The sequence below is a fragment of the Gordonia sp. ABSL11-1 genome, from assembly GCF_030315685.1.
Classification (GTDB): Bacteria; Actinomycetota; Actinomycetes; order Mycobacteriales; family Mycobacteriaceae; genus Gordonia.
Map to the genome: position 1 here is coordinate 19,653 of NZ_JASXSI010000001.1, position 21,096 is coordinate 40,748.

The window sequence follows — 21,096 nt, forward strand, 5'->3', positions numbered from 1 at the left end:
CCGATCTGAAAGACGAGTCAGTGAGCGCTGTCCACAATTTCCGCAACGTCGCGATCGTCGCGCACGTCGACCACGGCAAGACCACGCTGGTCGACGCGATGCTGCGTCAGTCCGGTGTATTCGGCGAACGCGCCGAGCTCGTCGACCGCGTGATGGATTCCGGTGACCTCGAACGCGAGAAGGGGATCACCATCCTCGCGAAGAACACCGCCGTCCACCGCCGCCAGCCCGACGGCACCGAGGTCGTCATCAACGTCATCGACACCCCCGGCCACGCCGACTTCGGCGGCGAGGTCGAGCGCGGCCTGTCGATGGTCGACGGTGTGGTGCTGCTCGTCGACGCCTCCGAGGGCCCGCTGCCGCAGACGCGTTTCGTCATGCGGAAGGCGCTGGCCGCGTCGCTGCCGGTGATCCTGGTCGTCAACAAGACCGACCGCCCGGACGCGCGCATCCAGGAGGTCGTCGACGAGAGCCAGGATCTGCTGCTCGACCTCGCCTCCGACCTCGACGACGAGGCCGCCGCGGCGGCCGAGCTGGCACTCGACCTGCCGGTGCTCTACGCGTCCGGTCGCGCCGGGATCGCCAGCACTGAGCAGCCGGCCGACGGCCAGGTGCCCGAGGGGGAGAACCTCGACCCCTTCTTCGACGTCCTGCTCGAGCACGTGCCCGCACCCAAAGGTGATCCCGAGGCGCCGCTGCAGGCCCATGTCACCAACCTCGACGCATCGGCCTTCCTCGGCCGCCTCGCGCTCGTCCGCATCCACAACGGCACCTTGCGCAAGGGCCAGCAGATCTCGTGGTGCCGTGAGGTCGACGGAGAACCCGTCGTCGAGAAGGCCAAGATCACCGAACTCCTCGCCACCATCGGCGTCGACCGCGCACCCGCCGAGTCCGCGGCCGCCGGTGACATCGTCGCGGTCGCCGGAATGCCGGAGATCATGATCGGCGACACCCTCGCCGACCTGGACGAGCCGCAGCCGCTGCCGCGCATCACCGTCGACGAGCCGGCGATCTCGGTGACCATCGGCACCAACTCGTCGCCGCTCGCCGGCCGGGTGTCGGGTCACAAGCTGACCGCCCGCATGGTCAAGTCGCGCCTCGACTCCGAACTGGTCGGCAACGTGTCGCTGCGCGTGCTCGACATCGGCCGTCCCGACGCCTGGGAGGTCCAGGGACGAGGCGAGCTGGCTCTGGCCATCTTGGTCGAGCAGATGCGGCGTGAGGGCTTCGAACTCACCGTCGGCAAGCCGCAGGTGGTCACCCGCACGGTCGACGGCAAGGTGCAGGAGCCCTTCGAGCACCTGACGGTCGACGTCCCGGAGGAGTATCTCGGTGCGGTGACCCAGCTGCTGGCCGCCCGCAAGGGGCGGATGGAACAGATGAACAACCACGGCACCGGCTGGGTCCGGATGGAGTTCATCGTGCCCTCGCGCGGCCTCATCGGTTTCCGCACTGACTTCCTGACCGAGACCCGTGGCACCGGCATCGCGAACGCCGTGTTCGACGGCTATGACGTATGGGCGGGCGAGATCCGGGCCCGTCACACCGGTTCGCTCGTCAGCGACCGCACGGGCAGTGTCACGCCGTTTGCGATGATCCAACTCGCCGATCGCGGGACGTTCTTCGTGGAGCCGGGCGCCGACACCTACGAGGGCATGGTCGTCGGGATCAACCCGCGTGCCGAGGACCTCGACATCAACGTGACCCGTGAGAAGAAGCTGACGAACATGCGTCAGTCGTCCGCCGACGTCATGGAGACGCTGGCCAAGCCGATGCAGCTCGACCTCGAGGGTGCGATGGAATTCTGCGCCGCCGACGAGTGCGTGGAGGTCACCCCGGAGGTCGTCCGGGTGCGTAAGGTTCACCTCGATGCGTCGACCCGCGCCCGCGAGCGCTCGCGGGCGAAGTCGCGCGATCAGGCGGCCGGTTAGAGCGAGGGATCGCGCTCGGCGTCGAGGCCCCGTGGTGTATCCGACGCCGGGCGCACATGACCTTGGGGGTTTGTTGGTGAGTCGTTGGCACACAGAGGGCGCCTCGGCGGGAGTCGTGTCGACGATGCGCCGGCACGGGCGCTGGGCGGTGCTGGTGGGCGCAGTCCTCGTGCTGGTGTCGGCATGCTCGGCGAATCCGCCTCCGCCGGTGCGGGAGACGGCCCCGCCCGCGACACCCGCCGAGTATCCGACGGAGAAGACGATCTATGTCGCCACGGACTCCGTCGGCGGCGGGTTCAATCCGCACATCGGTGCCGATCAGAGCACGGTGACCACAGCCATCGCGGCGATGACCCTGCCGAGTGCGTTCCGTCCGGTGGACACGCCCGCGGGCGTGGTCTGGCAGCGCCAGGAGGCGCTGATCACGTCGGCCGAGGTCACCTCCACCCAGCCGTTCACCGTCACCTATCAGATCCACACCGACGCGCAGTGGTCCGACGGCCTGCCGGTGACCGGTGACGATTTCTCGTATCTGTGGCAGCAGATGTCGCGCCAGCCCAACGTCGTCGCGCCCGCCGGTTATCGGCTGATCGACTCAGTGCAGTCCAGGGCCGGTGGCAAGGAAGTGCAGGTGACCTTCGCGCGGCCCTACCCGGCGTGGCGCGAACTGTTCACCGACCTGTTGCCGAGCCATGTGCTGCGCGGTGCGCCCGCCGGCTTCCAGACCGGTATGGACAGTGGCAAACCGGTGTCGGCGGGACCGTTCTCGGTGGCGTCGATCGACCAGACCCGCGACGAGGTGCGTCTGGTCCGCAACGACCGTTACTGGATGAAGCCGCCGTCACTGGACCAGGTCGTCCTGCGGCGCGCGGGTACGGCGTCCCAGATGGTCGAGTCCGTGCGGTCGGGTGACTCGTCGATCGCCACCGTCGCCACCGGGCCCGCCACGACGGCGGAACTCGCCGCGGTGCCGGGCGTGGACACCCAGCGCAATCCGACGTCACGGGCGCTGTCGGTCAGCGTCAACGCGCGAACCGCGACGATGCGCTCGTTGCAGGTGAGGCGCGCGGTCCTCGGCATGATCGACGCCAACCTGGTCACCCTGGCAGGAGCGGGCGACGACCTCGTCACGCCGTACGCCAACACGGTGTTCGCCCCGACCGACCGCGGGTACACCCCGGTCGACCGTCCCCGTCCCGGCCCGGGTGAGGTGACGGCGCTGCTCGCGGACGCCGGATACCAACGTGCAGACCCCCGGTCGGAGGTACCCGACAGCCCGGAGCCGGGGTCGTCCGGGTCGTCGGTGCCGTCGTCGAGCGCCGCGCCGAGCGCATCGACAGGCGCCGACTCCGGCGCCGAGGTGGCATCGCTGCCGACCGGGATCGCGCCTTATCGCAAGGACGGCGACGACCTGACGGTTCGTGTCGGGGCGATCAGCGGTGACCCGAGGTCGACGTCGGCGGCGTCGAACATCGTCGATCAGCTGCGCGGTCAGGGCGTTCGTGCCGCCGTGGTCGCCCTGCCCAACAGCGAGCTCTACGGCGTGGCACTGACCAATGCCCGGGTCGATCTCGTCGTCGGCTGGACCGGACTCGGCGTCCCACCCGCGGCGTCGCTCGCCTCGCAGGTGGACTGCGATCAGCCGAAGCCGGGTACCGCGCCGTCGTTGTCGACCCCGCCGACACCGACCAGCGTCGCACCGGGTCAGACCGGCGCGGGCGCCGACGACAGCTACGCCAGCAACCTCTCCGGTGTCTGCGATCCGGAGCTGATCTCCCTCGCCCGGGACGCGTTGTCGGCGGTCGACCCGATCCCGCCGCTGCAGCAGGCCGAACCGCTGCTCTCCGAGCAGGCGATCTATCAGCCGATCTACCAGGACAGCACGCTGGTCGGGCGTACCGGGTCGGTGCGTAACGTGCCGTTGTCGGGACCCATCCAGGTGGGAATCTTCGGTGACAGCGTGGCCTGGGAGATGCGGTGACGACTCCCGACATACCCACCGGTGACGGCCGGCTGCTGCTGCTGCACGCCCATCCCGACGACGAGTCGATCATGACCGGCGGGACGATTGCGCGGTATCTCGCGGAGGGTGTCGACGTCCGGGTGCTGACCTTCACCCTCGGTGAAGAGGGTGAGGTCATCGGCGACGAGTGGGCGCAACTGGCCGCCGACGGTGGCGCCGATCAGCTCGGCGGCTACCGGATCCTCGAACTGACCCGCGCATTGGCGGCTCTGACACCGGAGGGTCGGGAGCCGCTACGACCACGATTTCTCGGTGGCGCCGGCCGGTGGCGGGACTCCGGTATGGCCGGTTCCGCGTCGGCGTCGCACCCGCGCGCACTGTCGATGGCGAGCGTGGACCTGCTCGTGGACACCCTGGTCGCGGAGATCGTCGAGTTCGCCCCGCAGGTGATCGTGACCTACGACGACGCGGGCACCTATGGCCATCCCGACCACATGCTCGTCCACGAGACGACCGTGCACGCCGTGCCACGCGCCCAGGAACTCCTCGGCCGCGAGCTCAAGGTCTACGAATCGGTGACGGAACGTTCGGCCCTGCTCGCCGGTCTGGCCGCGGCCGAGGACATTCCGTCCGGCTGGCGGATGCCCGAACCGGGCGAGCTGCCCGGCTACCCCGACGATGCGATCACGACCGAGATCGACGTCGTGGCCCAGCGTGGCCGCAAGGCCGCCGCACTGGCCGCCCACGCGACCCAGGTGACCGTCGCCGGGTCCGGCGCGCAGTACGCGCTGTCCAACAACATCCTGCAGCCGATCTTCGACCACGAGCACTTCATCCGGATCTCACCGCGCAGAGAGGTGGGCGAGACCCCGCGGGAGACCGACCTGTTCGACGGGTTGACGTGATGCGACCACAGGACCGCGCGCTGCTCGGGCTCCTCGTCGTCGACGGGTTCGTCGTCGGCGTGATGTCGGTGGCGTTCGCCTACCTGCGCTTCGGCGGAGTCGCGATCCCGGTGGCCGCCGTCCTCGCCGGCGTCGTCAACTGCGTCCTGCTGTGGCTGGCGGCCGGCTACACCGACGGGCCGGCGCGGTGGTTTCCCTTGTTGGCGTGGCTGCTGGCACTCGTGATCGGGGCAATGCCGGGCCCCGGCGGTGACGTCGAGATCCTTCCGGAGGGTCCGATGCTGCTCCCGAGTCTGTCGCTGCTGGTGATCGGCGCCGGGCTCCCCGGCATCCTGGCGTGGACGGGTCGTCTGCCGGCCGCCGACGACGACTGACCGGCGAATCTCCACCTCAGGTGGCCCCGACGACGCACTCATCCGGGCGGTTAGAGTGAGGGGATGGTCCTGCGGGAGTGGGCTCGGGACGCGCACGCCGCGGCGGAGGAAGCCCGGGAAGCGCTGCGTCACGTCTCCGACGATCCGGCGACCCTCACCGACGACGAATGGGTGACCCTGCTCGGCGCATCCGGACTCGAACTCGACACTCTCTGTGCGCTCGCCGACACCGCTCGGCGGAAGGTTGTGGACGCTGATGCGTTGACCTTTGTCGTGAACCGAAATCTCGACACCACCGTCGTCGCCTCCGGACGAGAGGACGTCCCGTCTGTCGAGGAGTTGGCCGTCGAAGCGCGCGAGCTCGGCGCCACCGAGATCTGCATGCAGGGGCCGGTGCCCGCCGACGCCCCGTCCGACGAGTACCTACGGCTGATCGAGCGGATCCACGGCGCCGCGCCGGAGTTACATCTGCACGCGTTCCGGCCCCCGGAGGTCCGCGACGCGGCCGGCCGGATGGATGTGTCGATCTCGCAGTTCCTCGGCCGCGCGCGGGCGGCGGGGCTCGGCTCGGTCCCCGGGACCGCCGCACAGATCCTCGACGACGAGGTGCGCGACGTCCTGGCGGGCGGAACCGCACCGCCGGTCGGCGAGTGGATCGAGAGCATCGAGGCCGCCCACGACGTGGGCCTGTTCTCGACCGCGACCATGCTCTACGGGCATGTGGAGAACCCGCACCACCAGGTGTCGCATCTTCGTCTGCTCACCGAGATCCAGCGCCGTACGGGCGGTTTCAGTGAATTGATCCTGATGCCGCTGTTGCCGGGAAATGCCGCACCCCATCTCGCCGGCATCGCGACGAGGACTGCGTCCGTACGCGAGACGCGAGCCGTGCACGCGGTCGCGCGTCTGATCACGTTGGGGTCTATCGACCACCTCCAGGTCGCCTGGACCAAACACGACCGCGAGACCACCGAACTCCTGCTCACCGGCGGCGCCGACGACATCGGTGGCCTGTTGATCGACGGCACGCTCATGCCGGCCGCCGGTCAGGAGGAGGGCCGGGTGCTCGACGTCGACGAACTGGTCGCCATCGCCGGCCACGTCGGACGGGCCCCCCGCCAGCGAACGACGGGCTACGACGTCCCACCCGCCGATCGACTCGTCGACTTCGGCGAGGTGCGTTCGTGACCGGCGCCGCGGCACCGCTCGACGTCGACATCGCAATCGTCGGAGCCGGATTCGCCGGAATCGGCATGGCCACCCGATTGGCAAGGCGGGCAACCGAATCGTTTGTCGTCATCGAACGGGCGGACGGAGTCGGCGGTACCTGGCGGGACAACACCTATCCGGGCATCGCCTGCGACATCCCCGCGCATCTCTACTCGTTCTCCTTTCGTCCGCCGACCGACTGGGCCACGCTCTATCCACGGGGTGCCGACATCCGGCGCTACCTGCAACAGACCGTCGACGACGAAGGCCTCACCCCCCACATCCGCCTCGGCTGTGCACTCCGTGACGCCCGGTGGGACGAGGAGGCCGCCCGGTGGGAACTCGAGACCGGGTCCGGCCGGATCCGTGCCGGGGTGCTCGTGATGGCTGTCGGCCGGTTGTCCGAGCCGCACGTCCCCGACATCGACGGACTCGAATCCTTCAGCGGGGCAGTCGTACACACCGCGGAATGGCGTGACGATCTGCTCACCGGAGGTGAACGGATCGGCGTTGTCGGAACAGGAGCGTCAGCGGTACAGGTGGTCCCGCACCTGGCCGAGATCGCCGACGAGCTCGTCGTGTTCTCCCGCACACCGCCCTATGTGGTACCGCGGGAGGATCGCCGGTTCTCCGACGCCGAGCGCGCCGAGTTGCGGCTCCCGGAAAACGCCAACGCGCTGCGGGAGCGGCTGCTCCTCGACGCCGACAAGGCTTTTCGGCAACGCCTCGGTCTGCGCCCCGACATCGACGCCATCCGGGACCGAGCCCGCGGACACCTGCACGCGCAGGTGGACACGCCGGTTCTGCGTGAGATGCTCACGCCCGACTACGAGATCGGGTGCAAACGCATTTTGCTCAGCGACGACTTCTATCCGACGCTCACCCGCCCCGACGTCGTGTTCGAACCGAGTGCCCTGGAATCGGTCATCGAATCGAAGGCGAGGGCGACCAGTGGCCGGACCTACGATCTCGATGTCCTGGTGATGGCCACCGGATTCGAGACGACCCGACCGCCCGCCGCCACCCGGGTGCGCGGACGGGGAGGCCGGGCACTGTCCGAACACTGGTCGGACGGCATGGTCTCCTATGCGTCGACGACCGTGAGCGGCTTCCCCAACATGTTCGTCCTCGACGGCCCGAATGCCGCGCTCGGTCACAACTCTGCGATCTACATGATCGAAACCCAGCTCGACTACGTGCTCGGTGCGCTGGACTTCATGGCGCACAACGGAACCCGTTCACTCGAGGTGACCGCGCAGGCCGAAGAGGCCTATACCCGGGAGATCGACGAGCGCAGCGCCTCGACGGTCTGGCTCACCGGGTGTGACAGTTGGTATGTGGACCCCGGAAGCGGGCGGCTCACGTTGCTGTGGCCGGGGACGGCGCTCTCGTTCCGGGACCGCAACGGGACCTTCGAGCCCCAGCCCTATCTCATCGAGCCCCAGCCCGATCTCCCCGAATCCCGCCCGGCCGACGACGGAGGTACGTTTCCATGACCGAGACGATGACCATCGAGGACGCACTGGCAGCAGCGCGCGCCGGCGACGGCATCGACCTGCCCGCGGCGCGCGCACTGTTGGCGGCCTCCGGCGACGATCTCGTCGAGGTGCAGCGCATCGCCGCCGAGATGCGTGACGCCGGCCTAGACGAGGTGGGCAGGTCAGGTCAGATCACCTACTCGCGCAAAGTGTTCGTCCCGCTCACGAGGCTCTGCCGGGACCGCTGTCACTACTGCACCTTCGTGACGATCCCCGGCAAGCTCGCCCGCGCCGGACACGGGATGTACCTCGATCTCGACGAGGTGGTCGACCTCGCCCGCAACGGCGCCCAGCTCGGGTGCAAGGAGGCGCTGTTCACGCTCGGCGACCGCCCGGAGGACCGCTGGCCGCAGGCGGGCGAGTGGCTGGCCGCCCGCGGGTACAGCTCGACCCTGGACTACGTGCGTGCCGCCGCGGTCGCGGTCCTCGAGGAGACCGGCCTGCTGCCGCACCTCAACCCGGGCGTCATGAGTGCCGAGGAGATGCGACGGCTGCGCCCGGTGGCTCCGTCGATGGGCATGATGCTCGAGACCACCTCGCGCCGGTTGTTCACCGAGAAGGGACAGCCGCATTACGGAAGCCCCGACAAAGACCCCATCGTCCGACTGCAGGTGCTCGACGACGCCGGGGCCGAACGCATCCCGTTCACCACCGGCATCCTGGTGGGGATCGGTGAATCACTCACCGAGCGTGCCGAATCCCTGCTGGCCATCGCCGACGCACACCGCACCCACGGGCACATCCAGGAAGTGATCGTGCAGAACTTCCGCGCCAAACCGGACACGGCGATGCGCGGTACCCCGGATGCCGAGATGTCGGAGTTCCTGGCCGCCGTCGCGGTGGCACGGATCGTGCTCGGTCCGCGGATGCGCGTGCAGGCACCGCCGAACCTGGTGTCGGGTGAGGAGTGTGCGGCACTGATCGCGTCCGGGATCGACGACTGGGGCGGTGTCTCGCCGCTGACCCCCGACCACGTGAATCCGGAACGGCCGTGGCCCAATCTCGACGTCCTCGCCGAGATCACCGCCGCCTCGGGTCACACGCTGACCGAGCGGATCACAGCGCAGCCGCCGTATGTGCTCGCGGGCGAGGACTGGATCGATCCGTCACTGGCCGAGCACGTGGGGGCCGTGTCGGATCCGTCGACCGGCCTGGCCGCCGACGTCATCCCGCACGGTCGGCCCTGGCCCGCGGTCGCCTGAGGGTGCAGCGCTACAGCGCGCGCAGTGCCTCGTATCCGCCGACGACGTCGGTCGCCCGGTGCAGGCCGAGCTGCTGCAGTGCGGCCGCCGCGAGGCTCGATGTGTATCCCTGCGAGCACAGGATGATCCAGCGGACATCGTGATCGACGGCCTCGGGGACGTGGGCCTCGCTGGCCGGATCGCAACGCCACTCGAGGACATTGCGTTCGATGACCAAGGCGCCCTCCGCCTCACCCTCGACCGCACGCTGTGCGGCGGGCCGGATGTCGACGAGGACGCCGCCCGCGGTGAGCTCGTCGGCGACCTCACGGGCCTCGAGCCGGTGCAGTCGCTCGCGTGCCTCGAGCAGGAGGTCGTCGATCGTGGGCATCCAGGTCACTCCGGTTCGTCGGTCAGTTCGGTGCGTGTCCGGCGCAATCTACCGTGATCGGTCACGTCGTAGAAGGACATCGCGGTCAGCGGGGGAGAGTAGGCGTGCACACTGAGCGTGGGCGTGTGGGTGGTGTCGGCCGCCCTGGCGTCGGCGCCGACCGGAGACAGATCGTGGCGCTGCACATCGTGCACCCAGCCGAGGGGAAACGCGGCCTGATCGCCGGCATCGAGGACGCGCAGCGCCAGGTCCTTGCCGGTCCACCGGTACTCCCGCAACGAGCCCGACAGCACGGTGAGCGCGCCCAGAGAGCCCGCGTGATCGTGCAGCTCCGTCGACCGGTCCGGGGTCCAGCTGATCAGCCACAGATCGAGGTCGTCGTTCGCCTCGAGACGTGTCGCCCACCGCTCGACCGGGTCCCAGCGACCCGGCAGCAGGTGATCATAGGTGCCGTCGAGGACGTCGGCGACGCCCTGATCGGTGATGCGCAGCAGATCGGCCGGGCGCAGTCGGGTCGGGAGATGCCCGAAGCGGACATGGGCGGGTTCGAACCGGGAGTCGGTGCGGCGCAGAGAGGTGGTCATGGGATCTCCGAGTCGTGAGGGTGGGGACGGGTGTCAGGGCCTGGGACCCGGACACATCTCGCCCGACCATCCGTCGACTCGTTGGCGCTCGGTCACGCGGTCCACTTTCGCGCGGGCGCCGTGCGATGTCGAGGATTGGACGCGCGCTGATCGCAACGCTCGACCCGGTGTGATCCGCGTTACCCCCACGACTTCCCGAGGGGGAGGATTCGGTCAGCGACGACCACGACCGATAGTCTGGTCTGCGGACACGTGTGTGCGAACGACCCGACGAGCGGGGGCGCCGCCCGGTCCGCGATCAGGCGCGTCCAGCCCACGCGCCGTCCCGGCGACGACCCCGCGACAGCGATCGTCTCCGGCCCGCGAGTTTTGCAGCGAAGGAGAGTGTGGTGACCTACATCATCGCGGAGCCTTGTGTCGATGTCCTGGACAAGGCCTGCGTCGAGGAATGCCCGGTGGACTGCATCTACGAGGGCGGACGGATGCTCTACATCCAGCCCGACGAGTGCGTCGACTGCGGTGCCTGTGAGCCGGTGTGCCCGGTCGAGGCGATCTTCTACGAGGATGATGTGCCCGACGACTGGGAACCGTACGTCAGCGCGAACGCCGACTTCTTCGACGACCTCGGTTCCCCGGGCGGCGCGAGCAAGGTGGGCAAGACGGATGCCGATCCCGCCTTCATCAAGGGTCTGCCGCCCATGAACGACGAGGAATGACCTGACCCCGTGAGCACGTCCGGATTCGCGACACGGCGACGCGTCAGCGGGCTCCTGCCCGACTTCCCGTGGGACACCATCGGTGATGCGCGGGCCCGCGCGAACTCCCATCCGGGCGGCATCGTCGACCTCTCGGTCGGTACCCCGGTCGATCCCGTCGACCCGGTGATCCGCGACGCCCTGGCCGCATCGTCGGAGTTCCCCGGGTACCCGACGACGGTCGGCACGACGGAGTTGCGGACCGCGGCCGTCTCCGCACTGGCCCGCAGGTACGGCGTGACCGCCCTCGACGCGTCCGCAATCCTGCCGGTGATCGGCACGAAGGAGGCCATCGCCGGGATCGTGTCGACACTCGGCATCGGGGCCGGCGAGACCGTGGTGATCCCCGAGATCGCTTATCCGACCTATGAAGTCGGCGCCATCCTGGCCGGGGCGTCACCGGTACGCGCCGATTCGACGGTGCAGTTGGGTCCGAGCGCGCCCGCGTTGATGTTCCTGAACTCGCCGTCGAATCCCACGGGCAAGGTCCTCGGGATCGATCATCTCCGCAAAGTGATCGGGTGGGCGCGCGAGCGCGGCACCGTCGTCGTCTCCGACGAGTGCTACCTCGGGCTCGCCTGGGACTCCGAAGCGTTCTCGATACTCGATCCCCGCGTCAGCGACGGCGACCACACGGGGCTGATCGCCGTGCACTCGCTGTCCAAGGTGTCGAATCTGGCGTCGTACCGGGCCGGTTTCCTCGCCGGCGATCGCGACCTCATCGCCGAGCTGCTGGCGGTCCGCAAACATTCCGGGATGATCGTCCCGTTCCCCATCCAGGGGGCGATGGTCGCCGCCCTCGACGATGACGCCCACGCCGATGCCCAGGCCGAGCGCTACCGTGCCCGGCGTGCGGTCCTCCTCGCCGCGGTCACCGCGGCCGGATTCCGCGTCGACGACTCCGAGGCAGGGCTCTACCTCTGGGCGACCCGTGACGAGGACAGCCGCTCGACGCTCGATTGGCTGGCCGACCGTGGCATCCTCGCGGCGCCCGGGGACTTCTACGGTCCGCGCGGCGTCCGGCACGTGCGGATGGCACTGACCGCCACGGACGAGCGGATCGCCACCGCCGCTGCGCGCCTGGGCGGGTGACCCCGTACGGGCGCGAAGGCCCGGCCGGGTTCCTGCCCGATCTCAGTTGTGCTTGTGCAGGGCCTCGTTCAGTGCGATGCCGTCGCCCTTCCACGGGACGACCTCGACCGCGCCGGTGAGACTGTTGCGACGGAAGAGCAGATTCGACTGACCGGCGAGGTCACGTGCCTTCACCGATGAACCGTCCGGACCGGTGACCTTGGTGCCGGCGGTCACATACAGACCGGCCTCGACGACACAGTCGTCGCCGAGTGGGATGCCGCACCCGGAGTTCGCGCCGAGCAGACAGCGTTTGCCGAGCGAGATGATCTCCTTGCCGCCACCGGACAGCGTGCCCATCGTGGAGGCGCCGCCGCCGATGTCGGAGCCGTCGCCGACGACGACACCTGCCGAGATCCGGCCCTCGACCATCGACGACCCCAATGTGCCGGCGTTGTAGTTGACGAATCCCTCGTGCATGACGGTCGTGCCCGGAGCGAGGTGGGCACCGAGGCGGACCCGGTCGGCGTCACCGATCCGGACGCCGCCCGGCAGGACGTAATCCACCATGCGCGGGAACTTGTCGATGCTGTACACGGTCACCGGACCCCGGGCGCGCAGGCGGGCGCGGGTCGTCTCGAATCCGTCGATCGGGCACGGGCCGTGATTGGTCCAGACCACGTTGGTGAGCAGTCCGAAGATCCCCTCGAGGTTCGTCCCGTGCGGCGCGACGAGTCGGTGGGAGAGCAGATGCAGGCGGAGGTACACATCGTAGGCGTCCTCGGGTGCCTCCGAGAGGTCCGAGATCGAGGTGCGGATGGCGACCGTCTTCACCCCGCGGGCAGCGTCGGCGCCGACGAGATCGCGCAGTGAGCTGGGCACATCGTCGCCGTCGAGGGTCACCGTCTCCGTCCGGGCGGGACTGTCGAGTTCGAGTTCCGGGAACCACACGTCGAGAACCACTCCGGGATCGGCCGACCCCCCGTTGGTCACCGTGGCAATTCCGGTTGCGTAAGCGCCATTCGTCGTCACGGGAGCACAGCCTACCGGGATGGGGGAATACTCGAGTTCGTGACCATCTCCAGCCGAACGCGGGCCGAGACCGGTACCGTCTGGCGTGCGCGACGCGCGGCGGGGGTGTCGACGATCCTGCCCGACGGCTGCATGGACCTCATCTGGAACGGACGCGAGGTGCTCGTCGCCGGACCCGACACGGCCCCGTACCGACATCGCTCCCAGCGGCCGGAGACGCTGGTCGGCCTGCGACTCCCGCCCGGCACGGTGCCCCTCGTCCTCGGCGTCCCGGCCGAAGTCCTGCGTGACCGGCGGGTGACCCTCGACGACGTCTGGACGCCGGAACGGGCGCGGCGCTGGGGTGATCGCCTGGCCGAGGCGGACGATCCGGCAGTCGTCCTGCGCGAGCTGGCGAGCACTCGGACGTGGGAGGCGCCGACGTGGTTGGCGCCTGCCGCGGCCGCACTCGGTGCGGGTCACCGGATCGACGAGTGCGCCGACCGCCTGAGCATGACGCCCCGCACCCTGCACCGGCAGTCGTCACGCTATTTCGGTTACGGTCCGAAGGTCTTGCAGCGCATCCTGCGGATGCGTGCCGCCCTCGACGGCCTGGCGGCGGGCGGCGATCCCGCGGGGGTCGCCTCTGGCCACGGATACGCCGATCAGTCGCATCTCCATCGCGAGGTGGTGTCGCTGACCGGACGCACACCGGCATCCTTCCGCTCGCCGTCGGGCACTCGCTGACGCCGGATCAACCCAGCGCGCAATAGAAGTCGACCGGGTTGTCGTCGGGATCGAGGATGACCGCGTACCGCTGGCCCCACACCGCGTCGAACGGCTCGCGATGTGATCGGTATCCGGCCGCGACGAGCGTGGCGTGCTGGGCGTCGACGGCCTCGGGAGTCGCGCATTCGAACGCGAGCGCCATCCGGTGACCGCCGCCGGGTGCCGTCCAGTCCGGGGTGAACGATGCGACGATCTCCCGGGTGTCGAACAGGATCCGCAGGCCTCCGACGGTCGCTTCCGCGTGCGGTGCCTCCTGCGCTCCGTCGGCGAATCCGAGGCCGCACCGGCGGTAGAACGCGATCGTCTCGGCCATGTCCCGTACAACGATCGACAGCGCGTTCAGGACGGGACCCACGGTGTCGCCGGAGGCACCGCCCCCGGTGGCGTCAGTGCTGGTGTCAGAGGTGTCTGAACTCATACCTCGACGCTAATGCCGGCCGGCTGTGACGTCTTGGACGTTTCGGACATCGAGGCACCGCCGCGATCACGGTGAGGTCCTGGGTCGGGGTCCCGCCGATGGAGCAGGCGCCGGCGCCGCCCGCGGTACCGTGAACGGGTCGTCGATCCTGTTCCCGAGGCAGATCTCGGCGTACACCCGACCGACCACGATCGGCCTCCGTCCGGAACCGCCGACATCTCGTTCTGTTGCGACCGTCTCGAGGAGACCGTCGCGGAGCTGACCGTGCGTGGCGTCGAGTTCACCCGTCCCGTGGAGGACCACGGGTATGGCATGGTGACCTGCTTCGCGGTGCCGGGCGGTTTCGAGGTCCAGCTCTATCAGCCCGCGACCGCACGGACTGATCGGCGGCATCCCCCCGCCGGCACGCGCCACCCGATGGTCAGGTCGCGGGTGTCGGAGCACATCTCCGGGATCACCGACCGGCGCGGGTTACCGTGTGACGGTGACGACGCCACCGCTGGACCTGCACGCCGATCCCGTCGAGCTGACGGCCGCACTGGTCGACATCGAGAGCGAATCCCGTGACGAGACGGTGATCGCCGACGCGGTGGAGAGTGCGTTGCGTTCCCAGGCAAGCGGATTCGAGATCGTTCGCCACGGAAACCGCGTCCTCGCGCGCACCGATCGGGGACTCGGCAGCCGGGTGATCCTCGCCGGCCACCTCGACACGGTGCCCGTCGCGGGCAATCTGCCGCACCGGCGTACCACCGACGACGGCGAGGGTGATGTGCTGCACGGTTGCGGCACGGTCGACATGAAATCGGGTGACGCGGTCTTCCTGCATCTCGCCGCCACGATGGCCCGGCCGGCCCACGATCTGACGTTGATCTTCTACGACTGCGAGGAGATCGCCGCGAAGTACAACGGACTCGGTGTCATCGAACGCGAACTGCCCGAGTGGCTGCACGGGGATGTCGCCGTCCTCGGCGAACCGACCGCCGGTCTGATCGAGGCCGGGTGCCAGGGAACGATGCGCGTGCGTCTGTCGACCCGCGGGGTCCGCGCCCATTCGGCGCGATCGTGGATGGGGGACAACGCGATTCACAAACTCGGAGATGTCCTCACGACCTTGGCCGCCTACGTCCCGCGGACGGTCGACATCGACGGGTGTGAGTATCGCGAAGGGCTGTCGGCGGTGGGGATCGACGGCGGGGTCGCCGGCAACGTCGTCCCCGATGCCGCCCACGTCGACGTCAACTTCCGATTCGCGCCCGACCGCAGCGTCGAGCAGGCCACCGACCATGTCCGCCAGGTGTTCGCCGCGCAGCTCGCCGACGACGGCCTCGACTTCACGGTCACCGACGCGGCGCCCGGAGCTCTTCCGGGACTGTCGAATCCGGCCGCGGCCGCCTTGGTGACCGCGGCCGACGGACAGTTCCGCGCGAAGTACGGGTGGACGGATGTCTCCCGCTTCTCCGCGCTCGGAGTGCCCGCGGTCAACCTCGGGCCGGGTGACCCGAACCTGGCCCATCGTGTCGACGAACGGGTCCCGGTGGCCCAGATCGGTCAGGTCGCCGACCTGCTGCGTGCGTTCCTGTCCGGATAGCCGTTAGCGTGATGGCCATGTCATCCGCGACCTCCGACGACGAACCCGGCCGCCACCTCGCCGGCGATACCCCCGCGACCGATCCGTCCGGCGCCGTGCGTGACGACGATCCGTCCGCCGGATCAGACCTCGAGACCTGCTACGTCGGTCCGGTCCGCGTGCGTCGCGAGGCCGGGGAGGCGAGCCAGACGACCGACCGTCGGCTGCTGGAGTGGGTCGATCCGCGCGATCAAGATCTGCGCGCGGAACGCACGATGCGGGATTCGTGGCGCGTGTTGCGGATTCAGTCGGAGTTCGTCGCGGGATTCGACGCGATGAGCGAGGTCGCCGAGGCGGTCACCGTGTTCGGCTCGGCCCGCCTTGTTCCGGGTAGCGCCGACTACGACCTCTCGGTGCGCCTCGGACGGGCGCTGGGCGAGGCCGGGTACGCGGTGATCACCGGCGGTGGGCCGGGGGCGATGGAGGCCGCCAACCGCGGGGCGTGGGACGCCGGCGCGCAGTCCATCGGTCTGAACATCGAGCTGCCGTTCGAGCAACACCTCAACGAGTGGGTCGACGTCGGCATGCACTTCCGATACTTCTTCGTCCGCAAGACCATGTTCGTGAAGTACGCGCAGGCGTTCGTCTGTCTGCCGGGCGGCTTCGGCACGCTCGACGAGATGTTCGAGGCGCTCACGCTGGTGCAGACCAAGAAGGTGGTCCGCTTTCCGATCGTGCTGATCGGGCGGGATCACTGGGCCGGACTGCTCGGCTGGATGCGCGACGTGCTGATGACAAAGGGGATGATCTCGCCTGACGACCTCGATCTGATCCACGTCGTCGACGAGCCGTCCGAGGCCGTCGACATCATCGCTGCGGCGGCCGCGGGACGTGGTGGTCGATGAGCGCGATCTGCATCTACTGCGCATCCGGTCCGGTGGATCGGCGCTTCCTCGACCTGGCCGCGCAACTCGGCACCGGACTCGCCGAGAACGGTCACACGGTGGTCTCCGGTGGCGGCAACGTGTCCATGATGGGTGCGCTCGCCGAATCCGCGCGCGCCGCCGGTGGACCGACGGTCGGGATCATCCCCCGCGCACTGATGGAACGTGAGGTCGCAGATCTCGGCGCCGACGAGTTGGTCGTCACGGAGACGATGCGCGAACGGAAACGGCAGATGGACGAACGCGCCGACGGGTTCATCACCCTCCCCGGGGGGATCGGGACACTCGAGGAGCTGTTCGAGACCTGGACGGCCGGTTACCTGGGCATGCATGACAAACCGGTCGTCCTTCTCGACCCATTCGGTTTCTACGAACCGCTGCTGCGATGGCTGGACGAGCTCCGCGGTCAGGGTTTCGTCGCGCAACGTGCCCTCGACAGGCTGCGTGTGGCGGATTCGGTGCCTCTGGCCATCGAGCTTGCTACTGCTCGGTAAGGTGGGGGCGCACAGTGCGCCAACGCGCGTTGTCAGACGGGTCTTGAGCAGCGGAAGCACGAAGGAAGCGGAGTAGATCTGATGCCGAGCAGTGACACCCAGGGCGACACCCAGCAAGCCACGGCCGTCGGGCTCACCGACCTCATTCGCGGCGTGATCAAGATGGCGCCCCATGCGCCGAACATGATCAAGCACGCGCCCGGGCTCATCCACCGGCCGCCGGAGGCCAAGCGGACCATCGGCTCCATCTTCCAGAAGCACGCCGGTGCCCATCCTGACCGTCCGTTCATCCGGTTCGAGGGCAGATCGCTGACGTACGGCGAGGTCAACCGCCGCGTCAACCGGTATGCGGCCCTGCTGAGCGAGAACGGCGTCGGCTCCGGTGACGTCGTGGCGATCCTGTCGAAGAACAACCCGACCGATCTGATGATGATGCTCGCGACCGTGAAACTCGGTGCGGTCGCCGGCATGCTGAACTACAACCAACGCGGAAAGGTCATGGCGCACAGCGTGTCCCTGCTGGACGCGAAGGTGCTCGTGCACGACCCGGACTGCGCGGAGGGGTTCGAGGCGATCCCGGTCGAGTCGCGTCCGCCGCACGTCTTCGACTTCGACGAGCTCGAGGCGGCCGCCGAGGGGCGGTCGGAGGAGAATCCGTCGGTCACCGCGACGCTCCCGGCGTCGACGAAGGCGTTCTACATCTTCACTTCGGGAACCACCGGCATGCCCAAGGCGAGCGTGATGAGCCACAACCGCTGGTTCGCGAACCTCTCCGGCATCGGCGGTCTCGCGGTCCGGCTGCGGCACAGCGACACCATGTACGTGCCGCTGCCGCTGTACCACAACAACGCCCTGTCGGTGTCCCTCGGTTCGGTCCTCGCCTCCGGCGCGTGCATCGCGATCGGTCGATCGTTCTCGGCGTCGAAGTTCTGGGACGACGTCATCCTCAACCGCGCGACCGCCTTCTGCTACATCGGCGAACTGTGCCGTTATCTGCTCGCTCAGCCGGAGAAGCCGACCGACCGCCAACATGCGGTCAAGGTGATCATCGGCAACGGCATGCGTCCCGAGATCTGGGACGAGTTCTCCGAACGGTTCGGCATCGAGCGGATCGTCGAGTTCTACGGCGCCAGCGAACTCAATCTGGCATTCGTCAACGCGTTCAGCGTCAAGCGCACCGCCGGCTTCTGCCCGTTGCCCTACAAGATCGTCGACTACGACGACCACGGCGAGCCGCGCCGGGATGAGCAGGGACGTCTGTCCGAGGTCGCCAAAGGTGGCACCGGACTGCTCATCGCCGAGATCAGCGAGCGGGTACCGCTCGACGGATACACCGACGCCGAAGCCACCGAGAAGAAGGTGATCCGCGATGCCTTCAAGGACGGCGACGCGTACTTCAACTCCGGTGACCTGGTCCGTGATCAGGGATTCGCGCACATCGCGTTCGTCGACCGACTCGGCGACACCTTCCGCTGGAAGGGCGAGAACGTCGCGACGACCGAGGTCGAGGCGGCCCTCGACTCGTTCCCGGCGGTCGCGCAGTCGGTCGCCTACGGCGTCGAGATCGACAAGGCCGACGGCAAGGCCGGGATGGGTGCGATCAAGATCCGCGACGGCCAGGACCTCGACACGAAGGCGCTCGCCGACCACCTGTACGGGCATCTGCCCTCCTATGCCGTCCCGCTGTTCATCCGCGTGGTCGACGACTTCGAGCAGACGTCGACCTTCAAGAACCGCAAGGTCGATCTCCGGGATGAGGGCTACACGAACGCGGGTGACGACGCGGTCTACGTTCTCGCCGGACGCGACAAGGGATTCGTCGACTACTACGACGACTACCCCGCGGACGTGGCGAACGCGAAGGCGCCGAAAGGCTGAACCACACCGGTCGCGTCGGCGACGCGCGTGGCGGGCCGCGGGGTTTCTGCCGGTCGAGGTGGCGACGAGCGCAGCGAGGAGCCGTATCGAGACCTCGTTACGCTGGGTGCCATGCTCTCGACGCTGTGCGGCCGACCGGTCGCCACGGACCGTGCGCTGGTCATGGCCATCGTCAACCGGACCCCTGATTCGTTCTACGACCGGGGTGCGAGTTTCGCCGACACGGCCGCCCAGGCGCGCATCGATCAAGTCGTCGCCGAGGGCGCCGACATCGTCGACATCGGCGGTGTGAAGGCCGGGCCCGGCGACGAGGTCGACGCGACGACCGAGAGCGATCGGGTCGTGCCGATGATCGCCTGGATCCGGGAGCGGTATCCGGACGTGCTGATCAGTGTCGACACGTGGCGGTCCGAGGTGGCCGAGCGGGCATGCGCTGCGGGCGCGGACCTCGTCAACGACACATGGGCGGGCGCCGATCCGGATCTGGTGAAGGTCGCAGCGGCGCGGCGGGCCGGGATCGTGTGCTCGCACACCGGCGGCGCAGGCGTCCGCACCCGTCCACATCGGGTCGCCTACGACGACGTGGTCGCCGACGTGGTCGACTCGGTGACGGCGGCGGCCGCCCGAGCGCTCGAAGCGGGCGTGTCGCGTGACTCGATCGTGATCGACCCGACACATGATTTTGGCAAGAACACGCACCACGGGCTCGCCTTGTTACGCCAGGTGAACGTTCTTGTTAATACCGGCTGGCCAGTGCTGATGGCGCTGAGCAACAAGGACTTCGTAGGGGAGACTCTGGGTGTGGATCTCGACGAACGGCTGGAGGGCACCCTCGCCGCGACAGCTCTGAGCGCCGCCGCCGGCGCGCGGATCTTTCGCGTTCATGAGGTTGCCGCCACCCGACGCGTGGTCGACATGGTTGCTGCCATCGCGGGGACACGACCTCCCGCCCGAACAGTCAGGGGACTCGCATGACCGATCAGGTACGTCGAACCCACCAGCAAGCACGCACCGCCCGTACGTCGGGGCGCAAGGCCACCGTCTCCAACAACCGGGACAAGACGACGATCTGGCCCACCGCTGCGGACACCGTCGGCACCCGGCAGCGGTGGGCGGCCACCAACACGTGGGAGCAGCCCGACTGGACCATCGAGGAACTCATCGCGGCCAAGGCCGGCCGGACCGTCTCGGTCGTGCTGCCCGCGCTCAACGAGGAGGAGACCGTCGCCGACGTCATCGCGACGATCCGCCCCCTGTACGGCACCCTCGTCGACGAACTGATCGTCCTCGACTCCGGGTCCACCGATGCCACCGCCGAACGCGCCGAGGCCGCGGGCGCGACGGTCATCAGCCGCGAGCAGGCCGTCCCCGAACTCGAACCCGTCAAGGGCAAGGGTGAGGTGCTGTGGCGCTCGATCGCGGTGACCACCGGCGACATCATCGCGTTCGTCGACTCCGACCTCATCGACCCGGACCCGATGTTCGTGCCGAAGATGCTCGGACCCTTGCTGATCGACCCGCGCGTCCAATTGGTGAAGGGCTATTACCGTCGTCCGCTGCGGACGGGCGGACAGCACGACGCCAACGGCGGTGGACGCGTCACCGAACTCGTCGCACGCCCGCTGCTGGCGTCGCAGCGGCCCGACCTGACCGGTGTGCTGCAACCGCTCGGCGGCGAGTACGCGGGAACCCGGGAACTGTTGTCCTCGGTGCCGTTCGCGCCCGGCTACGGGGTGGAGATCGGATTGCTGATCGACACCTTCGACCGGTACGGCCTGGACGGCATCGGACAGGTCAATCTCGGTGTCCGGACGCACCGCAACCGTCCGCTGATCGAACTCGGCGTGATGAGCCGACAGATCGTCGGTACGCTGATGCGCCGCTGCGGGATCGACGATTCGGGCGTCGGCCTGACGCAGTTCACCGCCGAACCCGACGGCTCGTTCACGCCGCACACGACCGAGGTGTATCTCGAGGACCGGCCGCCGATGAACACCATCCGGGCAACGGAATCCGGCGACGAGGAGATGGCGTCCTGACCGACCCGCGCTGACCGGGTGCCGTTCGCGCTGACGGCCGGCGCGATCTGCCAC

At 68.7% G+C, this 21,096-nt stretch carries 20 protein-coding genes; 16 read left to right on the plus strand and 4 right to left on the minus strand.

Going from position 1 to position 21,096, the window contains the following annotated elements:
* The first annotated feature begins 20 nt into the window (after window positions 1–20).
* The 7 genes from typA to cofG all read left to right on the plus strand — a co-directional run bounded on the left by typA (window position 21) and on the right by cofG (window position 9,122).
* Complete coding sequence (gene typA, locus QSJ19_RS00120; RefSeq protein ID WP_286317658.1) at window positions 21–1,931, plus strand: translational GTPase TypA; 1,911 nt, start codon at window positions 21–23, stop codon at window positions 1,929–1,931.
* 124 nt (window positions 1,932–2,055) lie between these two features.
* Window positions 2,056–3,912, plus strand: coding sequence for an ABC transporter family substrate-binding protein (locus tag QSJ19_RS00125; protein ID WP_286318130.1), 1,857 nt, complete (start codon window positions 2,056–2,058; stop codon window positions 3,910–3,912).
* On the plus strand, window positions 3,909–4,799 hold the full coding sequence (gene mshB / locus QSJ19_RS00130; RefSeq protein WP_286317659.1) for an N-acetyl-1-D-myo-inositol-2-amino-2-deoxy-alpha-D-glucopyranoside deacetylase: 891 nt from the start codon (window positions 3,909–3,911) through the stop codon (window positions 4,797–4,799). The genes QSJ19_RS00125 and mshB overlap by 4 nt, the downstream gene beginning before the upstream one ends.
* Window positions 4,799–5,173: a facilitated glucose transporter gene (locus QSJ19_RS00135; RefSeq protein ID WP_286317660.1), complete on the plus strand. Its 375-nt coding sequence runs from the start codon at window positions 4,799–4,801 to the stop codon at window positions 5,171–5,173. Before mshB ends, QSJ19_RS00135 begins: the two co-directional genes overlap by 1 nt.
* A gap of 63 nt (window positions 5,174–5,236) precedes the next feature.
* Complete coding sequence (locus tag QSJ19_RS00140) at window positions 5,237–6,361, plus strand: FO synthase (protein WP_286317662.1); 1,125 nt, start codon at window positions 5,237–5,239, stop codon at window positions 6,359–6,361.
* Complete coding sequence (locus QSJ19_RS00145) at window positions 6,358–7,878, plus strand: flavin-containing monooxygenase (protein ID WP_286317663.1); 1,521 nt, start codon at window positions 6,358–6,360, stop codon at window positions 7,876–7,878. Before QSJ19_RS00140 ends, QSJ19_RS00145 begins: the two co-directional genes overlap by 4 nt.
* Window positions 7,875–9,122 (plus strand): 7,8-didemethyl-8-hydroxy-5-deazariboflavin synthase CofG, encoded by a 1,248-nt coding sequence (cofG, locus tag QSJ19_RS00150; protein WP_286317665.1) that lies wholly within the window; start codon window positions 7,875–7,877, stop codon window positions 9,120–9,122. Before QSJ19_RS00145 ends, cofG begins: the two co-directional genes overlap by 4 nt.
* Before the next feature lie 10 nt (window positions 9,123–9,132).
* Here the strand turns inward: cofG and QSJ19_RS00155 are convergent, their stop codons facing one another.
* Window positions 9,133–9,492, minus strand: a complete 360-nt coding sequence (locus QSJ19_RS00155; protein ID WP_286317666.1) for a rhodanese-like domain-containing protein — start codon at window positions 9,490–9,492, stop codon at window positions 9,133–9,135.
* 5 nt (window positions 9,493–9,497) lie between these two features.
* Window positions 9,498–10,076: a cupin domain-containing protein gene (locus tag QSJ19_RS00160; protein WP_286317667.1), complete on the minus strand. Its 579-nt coding sequence runs from the start codon at window positions 10,074–10,076 to the stop codon at window positions 9,498–9,500.
* A gap of 386 nt (window positions 10,077–10,462) precedes the next feature.
* Between QSJ19_RS00160 and fdxA the strand changes: the two genes are divergently transcribed.
* The gene (gene fdxA / locus QSJ19_RS00165; RefSeq protein WP_187583524.1) at window positions 10,463–10,792 is read left to right on the plus strand and encodes a ferredoxin; all 330 of its coding nucleotides are present in this window, start codon (window positions 10,463–10,465) and stop codon (window positions 10,790–10,792) included.
* Between the two features lie 9 nt (window positions 10,793–10,801).
* Window positions 10,802–11,923, plus strand: coding sequence for a succinyldiaminopimelate transaminase (gene dapC / locus QSJ19_RS00170; RefSeq protein ID WP_286317669.1), 1,122 nt, complete (start codon window positions 10,802–10,804; stop codon window positions 11,921–11,923).
* A gap of 42 nt (window positions 11,924–11,965) precedes the next feature.
* On the opposite strand, the gene dapD is transcribed toward dapC, so the two are convergent.
* Window positions 11,966–12,934 carry a 2,3,4,5-tetrahydropyridine-2,6-dicarboxylate N-succinyltransferase gene (gene dapD / locus QSJ19_RS00175; protein WP_286317670.1) on the minus strand — a complete coding sequence of 323 codons (969 nt, stop codon included), beginning with the start codon at window positions 12,932–12,934 and terminating at the stop codon, window positions 11,966–11,968.
* A 39-nt stretch (window positions 12,935–12,973) separates the two neighbouring features.
* Between dapD and QSJ19_RS00180 the strand changes: the two genes are divergently transcribed.
* Window positions 12,974–13,660 (plus strand): helix-turn-helix transcriptional regulator, encoded by a 687-nt coding sequence (locus QSJ19_RS00180; protein WP_286317671.1) that lies wholly within the window; start codon window positions 12,974–12,976, stop codon window positions 13,658–13,660.
* Between the two features lie 7 nt (window positions 13,661–13,667).
* Here the strand turns inward: QSJ19_RS00180 and QSJ19_RS00185 are convergent, their stop codons facing one another.
* Complete coding sequence (locus QSJ19_RS00185) at window positions 13,668–14,120, minus strand: VOC family protein (RefSeq protein WP_286317672.1); 453 nt, start codon at window positions 14,118–14,120, stop codon at window positions 13,668–13,670.
* 484 nt (window positions 14,121–14,604) lie between these two features.
* Here QSJ19_RS00185 and dapE point away from each other — a divergent pair, with 484 nt between their 5' ends.
* The 6 genes from dapE to QSJ19_RS00215 all read left to right on the plus strand — a co-directional run bounded on the left by dapE (window position 14,605) and on the right by QSJ19_RS00215 (window position 21,042).
* Window positions 14,605–15,708, plus strand: coding sequence for a succinyl-diaminopimelate desuccinylase (gene dapE / locus QSJ19_RS00190; RefSeq protein WP_286317673.1), 1,104 nt, complete (start codon window positions 14,605–14,607; stop codon window positions 15,706–15,708).
* A gap of 17 nt (window positions 15,709–15,725) precedes the next feature.
* A complete protein-coding gene (locus QSJ19_RS00195) occupies window positions 15,726–16,592 on the plus strand; it encodes an LOG family protein (RefSeq protein ID WP_286317675.1) in 867 nt (288 codons plus the stop codon).
* Complete coding sequence (locus QSJ19_RS00200; protein WP_286317676.1) at window positions 16,589–17,125, plus strand: LOG family protein; 537 nt, start codon at window positions 16,589–16,591, stop codon at window positions 17,123–17,125. The genes QSJ19_RS00195 and QSJ19_RS00200 overlap by 4 nt, the downstream gene beginning before the upstream one ends.
* Window positions 17,126–17,206: 81 nt before the next feature.
* Window positions 17,207–19,003, plus strand: coding sequence for a long-chain-acyl-CoA synthetase (locus tag QSJ19_RS00205; protein ID WP_286317677.1), 1,797 nt, complete (start codon window positions 17,207–17,209; stop codon window positions 19,001–19,003).
* Between the two features lie 111 nt (window positions 19,004–19,114).
* Window positions 19,115–19,978, plus strand: coding sequence for a dihydropteroate synthase (gene folP / locus QSJ19_RS00210; RefSeq protein ID WP_286317678.1), 864 nt, complete (start codon window positions 19,115–19,117; stop codon window positions 19,976–19,978).
* Window positions 19,975–21,042, plus strand: coding sequence for a glucosyl-3-phosphoglycerate synthase (locus QSJ19_RS00215; protein WP_286317679.1), 1,068 nt, complete (start codon window positions 19,975–19,977; stop codon window positions 21,040–21,042). The genes folP and QSJ19_RS00215 overlap by 4 nt, the downstream gene beginning before the upstream one ends.
* Window positions 21,043–21,096: the final 54 nt, after the last annotated feature.